Origin of the sequence: Mycobacterium sp. (genome assembly GCF_035499775.1) — a bacterium.
In the GTDB taxonomy this organism is placed as follows: Bacteria; Actinomycetota; Actinomycetes; order Mycobacteriales; family Mycobacteriaceae; genus Mycobacterium.
Window position 1 is genome coordinate 1 of the sequence record NZ_DATJYB010000198.1, and the last position, 2,403, is coordinate 2,403.

2 protein-coding genes are annotated in these 2,403 nt (G+C 63.5%); both read left to right on the forward strand.

The features are described from left to right. Positions 1-697: 697 nt before the first annotated feature. Entirely contained in the window at positions 698-892 is a 195-nt protein-coding gene (locus VML93_RS13235) for a PE domain-containing protein (protein WP_325611215.1), read from the forward strand. Between the two features lie 16 nt (positions 893-908). Then, on the forward strand, positions 909-2,177 hold the full coding sequence (locus tag VML93_RS13240) for a PPE family protein (RefSeq protein WP_325611216.1): 1,269 nt from the start codon (positions 909-911) through the stop codon (positions 2,175-2,177). Positions 2,178-2,403: the final 226 nt, after the last annotated feature.

Here is a 2,403-nt window from a genome sequence, read left to right on the forward strand (position 1 = left end):
TTGAGTTTGAGGATGAAACGGTGGTGGTCATGTTTCGGCTGCCAATCTCTAGGTGAAGTACTGCGCGAGCCGCAGCCTGAATGAGAAAAACGTTGTTTCAAGATGCGACCCGACCACGTCTTGGTCGCCCTGTCGATCGGCCGGAAACCTCGATGGGGTTGGTTCGGCACCGAGAAAATCTGTTGTGGCGGTTAGCCATCCACCGCACACCGGCCCTGACGACCGTTGATCCAGAGGCGTGTTAACCGCCGTCTGCCCAGGTCCCATGTTGCTCCTAGTGGAAGTAGGTCAACCCAGAGGCGTGGCCGCGGCTCCGGCCGGCTGCACCTTCAGTAACGACCCGCATGTATACCGACAATGCACCTGAATCGCAGGATACATACTAGTTGTCATCATGTAAAGCTTTTGCCAGACTCTAAGTCATGTCATGCGAGGAAAGCATGCGTAGACCCGCACCGACGCGAGAGAACAGACTGCCGCCCGACCGTGCACGCCGACGCTTGGTGTCGAGGATCTGGTTGGTCGACACGGTGGTGGCGCCTAGCGGCACAATGACTGCGATACTCCAAGTTTGTCCGGCAGTGTCAATCGTGCAAAAAGTATGTACACTGGCCAAAAGCTAAATTATCCGTTTGTACGTGTCAGCCATGATCGCTGCGGTCGGGACGTTCGGTGCCATGTCCGTGAGGAGGAGCGCATGCCGTTCGTGTCCATACGCCCACAAGGGCTGACCGCGGCGGCCAGCACTTCGCGAGGGATCGGTCCGTCGACGAGCGCCCAGATGTATCAGGCCGTCGGTGCCCACGCGGCTGCGATCCACGAGATGTTCGTGGGGACCAGCGCCGGATCGTATGCGGCCACCGACGCCGCAAACCCGATCGCGGCCGGCTGAGTTTCGGCGCCTGAGGATGCTCGATTTCGCGGCGTTACCACCGGAGATCAACTCCGGGTTGATGTATACGGGACCAGGAGCGGGACCGATGCTGAGCGCCGCAGTGGCTTGGGATGGTCTGGCCGCGGAGTTGTACTTGACGGCGTCGTCCTACGGCACGGTGATTTCGGACCTGGCCGGTGTGTGGTTGGGTCCGTCATCGGCCTCGATGGCGGCCGCTGCCGCGACCTATGTGTCGTGGATGACCGCCACTGCCGCACTGGCTGAGGAGACCGGCGCGCAGGCCAAGGCGGCCGTCGCCGCCTACGAGGCAGCGTTCCTGATGACGGTGCCCCCGCCGGTGATTGCGGCGAATCGGGCGTTGTTGATCGCCTTGATCGCGACGAACTTCTTCGGTCAGAACACACCGGCGATTATGGCCACCGAGGCTGAGTACGTGGAGATGTGGGCCCAAGACGCCGCGGCGATGTACGGCTATCAGGCCGCGGCGCAGGCTGCATCGGTGCTGAGCCCGTTTACCGTGCCGGCGCCGACCACCAGCCCGGCCGGGTTGACTGCGCAATCCGAGGCGGTCGCCCAAGCGATCAGCACCTCTGCTGGTACGGGTGCACAGACGGTGGCACCGTTTACCACGGCGATGTCCAACCCGCTGAGTTTCGCACTGTCTGCACCCCTGAGCGGTTTTGCGCCTGACGCGCTGGCGGAACTCGCCTCCATCGCTTCCTCGATGTCATCCTCGTCGTCAGCTTCGCCCCTGACGCTGGTGACGACCCTGACATCGTCGTCCACGGCACTCACCTCGGGTATCAGCCTGGTCTCGGGGACCAGCTCGGCTGCGTCGATGTCGACATTGGGTTTCTCGGCGATCAGCTCGGCGGGTTCGCTCGGTGGATCCCTTGGCCCGAGGAGCGCTGTCTTGGCCAACCAAATCCGGATGTTGGGGTTGACACTGAACAACGGTTTCGGTTCGTGGACCGGCGGGTTCGGCGGACTTGGTATGGGCAGCGCCCAGGTGACCGCGGCTGCGGGGCATGCGGCCTCTCTCGGCACGCTCTCGGTGCCACAGAGCTGGGCCTCGGCCGCCCCGGCATTCAGCCAGGTTGGCTCGGCGTTGCCGGCCGCCAGCCCCAGCGCGACGCCGGCGATATCGGGCGAGCCGGGAGGCATGCTCAACGGGATGCCGATGCTACCCAACGCGATGCGCGGTATGGGCGGTCCTACCGCATATACGCCTAGGTTCGGTTTCCGTCCCACGATGGTGCAAACCCCGGTGTACGCCGGATAACCGACGGAAACAAGGGCATCGACGTCATTACGACACCCGTCGTAGCTCTGCTTGCCGCCGCGGTAGCGGACGCCATAACCTGAGTCGCGTCGGAACGCGAGCAGGGCCCAGAAAGCACCGAGCCCGGCGCGGATGGGACGCGAACAGGGCGGGTTCATGGCAGTACTGGCACCCGGAATAGCGCAGTGGCCGGTGTGATCGGCGCCCGAGTGGAAGAACTCGCGGC